Below are 3432 nucleotides of genomic sequence, written 5' to 3'. Positions count from 1 at the left end.
CGTCCCGATCCGTGACGCCCCGCCGTGCCGGTGGGCCTTCGCCTGGCGTACGGCGAGCGAGACGCCACTCATCCGCGCCTTCGCCCGCGCAGCAGCCGACGCCCAGCCACCGACGGAGTAGCACCCGGACGTACCCCGCCCGGGTGGTGCTGATGGTGGCCCAGCTGAGCTGGGGCCGGCCGGGTGCGCGGCAACCCTGGCGGGCCAAGGCGATCGATTATGGGTGTAGGTTCCCGTTCGATTATGGGTGTAGGTTCCCGTTTTGATCACCAAGGAAGCGACAGGGGAAACAGTGCTCAATCTCAAGCGCAAGGCAACGCTCGCCCTCGCCAGTGCGGCGATGCTCGTTGGTTCTGTGGCCGTGAGCGGCCCGGCGAACGCCGCGTCATCACCGATCGCCGCATGCGGCGGTGGCAGCTACCATGTCATCGACCAGCACAGCTTGTCCGGCGGCGCAATCATCTATCTGCTCTACAACGGCACCTACAATTGCGTCGTCACCTGGAAGACCGGCAGCAGCGCGGGCTCCCCCTCCAACATGGGCGCCTTCCTGCAGCGGAAGAGCGACGAGAAGAGCGTTAGCGACCGCGGCAGTTACAGCTATTACGCCGGTCCGGTGAAGCTTGCCGCCTCGGGAACGTGCATCATATGGGGCGGCTTCGCCTTCGGCTCCTACGCGAGCTGGTATTCCGCCTGGTCACACTGCGGCTGACCGCGCGCCGCCGCCCGTGATCGGTCCGGCGAACGCCGCCCTGCTGGCGGTGATCGGACTCGCCCTGGCCGGCCCTCACCTCGTACGGACTGCGACCGGCGCGCTCGCCGACCACCTGCCTGCCCGGATCTCCGCCGTCGTCTGGCTGGCGGTCAACAACGCGCGCGGCTACGCGCTCAGGACGGCGGGCGCGGTCGCGGCCATGGGCATGGTGGTCACCCTCGGCCTCAGCTTCGTGGTGCTGCCCCGCAGGTGGGTGGTGGAAAGGACGTTCGCCTGGCTGGTCCGCTACCGCCGCCTGGCGCGGATCTATGAGCGCAAGCCCGCTCATCACGAGGCCGTGATCTGGTGGGCCACGGTGCACCAGATGACCCGCCGCCTGTCGCGCGAGCTGGCGGGCCTGCCACCCTCAAACCGCTGGAGAGACCCGCCACCACTACCGGTATTGTCCAGCCCCGACCGGCGTGGCAAGGTCCTGCAGCTCCTGGCCGCTCAGCCGTGGCGAGCCTGGCGAGGAAGCGAGCTGGCCGCCATTCTCGGGATCGAGAACGTCAACAGCTTCCGCGTCCAGCTGTCTCAATGGTCCCACCAGGGCTACATCAACAAGATCGGACCAGCTCTCTACGGGCCCAAGCCTGCCAGCACTTAAGCCTTTGTCAGCAGGCTCTAAGAGAAAGCCGCAGGCTGGCGCGCCGCCTGGTGATGAAGAAACACCGGTCCACTTCTGATCCCACGGTCGCAGATTCGAATCCTGCAACGCTCAAAACCGGGTCTGAGCTGGCCTTTTGCTTGGGTTCGGCTCCGCTCGACATTTGGCCATAGGCCGCCGAGTGCCTATGGTTCCTGGTCAGCCTTCGCGTCAGGCTGCCCTGGCGCGGCATCGACAATCTTGCGTGCCTGCTGGAGCTCGTCGTCAGTCGGCGGAGTCCCACGCAGGGCCTCCCAGTCGTCGATGAGGAGCATTAGGTTCCAAATCTCCTTGGGGACGGTCCATTTGTCCCCGAGTTCAAGGATCAGGAAGTCGGCACCCTTGGCAACGGGCAGCGTCCCCTCCGCCATTCCCCGCGCTACATCCCGAGCGGCTCAACTTCCTTCATGGGCCCGATGGACAACGCACAGCCCGCGAGCTCCCGAACCGCAGGCGTGTCCAGACCGGCCTTAATGAGCCCACGGGCCAGCCATCCGGCGTCCGCGACGCTCCCCAAGAGCCGACCCCGAAGGAGATCACCTCTGAGCTCGGCCAGACGTTCTCTGAGCCCAGTCGGGAGATCTACCGGACCAGTATCCCGCGATCGACCGTTCACGGAGCGAGCGCACCTTCTTTCCGCTGGTCGGCCACGTCGGGTTGCCCGCCGATGCACGTGGCATGGCCCCGGAGCATGACGTCCCGTCCGTTCCGTCCCTTCCGGTGGGTGGACGCCGCCTTCAGCCACAGCGAGCCGGCCGCGTACCGCAGGTCGTGAGGTCCGCCGCGCTGCCGGTTTGCTGATCCCCAGCGGCGTGGTCCTGCTCCCGCTCCAGGTCCCGCCGTCAGCCCTTGCGTTCGTGATCGTAGGCGGCCTGGGCGACGGCGACGGCGGCGCCGTGTCGCTTGGCCCAGTTGGTGAGCTCGAGCAGCGACTTGTGAAGTTCCTGGGCCATCTCCGTCAGCGTGTACTCGACCTTGGGCGGAACGACCGGATGGACGGTGCGTACGAGCAAGCCGTCCCGCTCCAGCTTGCGCAGCTTCAGCGTGAGCATGCGCCTGCTGATTCCTCTGATCGAACGTTCCAGCTCCGTGAACCGAACCGGACCCTGGGCAGCGGCTACCAGGATGCCGATGCTCCACTTCCCGGAGACGTGATCGAGGACCTCCGAGACGGGGCACGCCTCGCTGGCCAGGGCTGACACATCGATGTGACTCTGGGACATGAAAGTGCCTTCTTCCGCTGGGGCTCGACAGTCACCAATCATGTACTCCGTATCAAATCGTGCACCAAACTGGAAGGTGGCCCATGCTTCAGGAACTCGCAGACCGCACCGCGATCGTGGACGCCGTCATCGCGTATGCGACGGCCCTGGATACCAGGGACTGGGAGACCCTGGGCGCGCTGTTCACCGACGACGCTTGCTGGGAGTACAGCGGTTCGGGCGAACGGCTCTGCGGGCCTGACGCGATCATTGCCCGGATCAGTACCAGTTTGGGGCGATTCGACGCCACCCATCACCTGAACGGCAACCATGTCGTCACAGTGCACGGTGACGAGGCCGAGCACACTTGCTACTACCAAGCCCAGCATGTCCGCCTTGGTCTGCCCGATGGCGAGAAGTTCCTTGGCGGGGGTCGCTACGACGATCGGATGCGCCGCACCCCGGACGGCTGGCGGTTCACCCACCGCAGGATCACTAGCGTCTGGAGTGAGGGAAACCCCGCCGTGATCACATCCTGACGGCAGGCCAGTGATCGTAAGCGGAGTTGTCGGGGATCGACGTCGACTAGGCCGCGTTTTCAAAGGGTGATGAGGAGTCGCGGCGCGGCGGTCGTAGGTAAACGACGAGGCCTCCGGTAGTTGGTTCAACGACCAAGAAGACCCAAGTACCGGAGACCTCGTGGCCAGCGTAGCGGTGACGAGGCGGCACGACCTCACCGATGAACAGTGGGCAGCGCTGGAGCCGCTGTTACCCGCCGCCTCGGGACGTGGTCGTCCGCCGAAATGGAGCAGACGGCAGTTGATCGACGC

4 protein-coding genes are annotated in these 3432 nt (G+C 65.8%); 3 read left to right on the top strand and 1 reads right to left on the bottom strand.

Translation table 11 applies throughout. The annotated features are described in order from the left end of the window. The first annotated feature begins 262 nt into the window (after nucleotides 1–262). Nucleotides 263–712, top strand: coding sequence for a spore-associated protein A (locus ACWCSU_RS52685; RefSeq protein WP_449945203.1), 450 nt, complete (start codon nucleotides 263–265; stop codon nucleotides 710–712). Nucleotides 713–728: 16 nt separating this feature from the next. Then, nucleotides 729–1361 carry a hypothetical protein gene (locus tag ACWCSU_RS52680; protein ID WP_449945205.1) on the top strand — a complete coding sequence of 211 codons (633 nt, stop codon included), beginning with the start codon at nucleotides 729–731 and terminating at the stop codon, nucleotides 1359–1361. An 881-nt stretch (nucleotides 1362–2242) separates the two neighbouring features. On the opposite strand, the gene ACWCSU_RS52675 is transcribed toward ACWCSU_RS52680, so the two are convergent. After that, nucleotides 2243–2623 carry a winged helix-turn-helix transcriptional regulator gene (locus ACWCSU_RS52675; protein WP_357710986.1) on the bottom strand — a complete coding sequence of 127 codons (381 nt, stop codon included), beginning with the start codon at nucleotides 2621–2623 and terminating at the stop codon, nucleotides 2243–2245. 83 nt (nucleotides 2624–2706) lie between these two features. Between ACWCSU_RS52675 and ACWCSU_RS52670 the strand changes: the two genes are divergently transcribed. Beyond that, nucleotides 2707–3141: a nuclear transport factor 2 family protein gene (locus ACWCSU_RS52670; RefSeq protein WP_449945200.1), complete on the top strand. Its 435-nt coding sequence runs from the start codon at nucleotides 2707–2709 to the stop codon at nucleotides 3139–3141. Nucleotides 3142–3432: the final 291 nt, after the last annotated feature.

It is taken from the genome of Nonomuraea sp. NPDC001699, from assembly GCF_053596455.1.
This window is presented reverse-complemented; position numbering and strand designations above follow the sequence as displayed.

Coding starts and splice junctions, on each gene's coding strand:
- ACWCSU_RS52675 (WP_357710986.1), bottom strand. CDS start 2,623: ATGTCCCAGAGTCACATCGATGTGTCAGCCCTGGCCAGCGAGGCGTGC.
- ACWCSU_RS52670 (WP_449945200.1), top strand. CDS start 2,707: ATGCTTCAGGAACTCGCAGACCGCACCGCGATCGTGGACGCCGTCATC.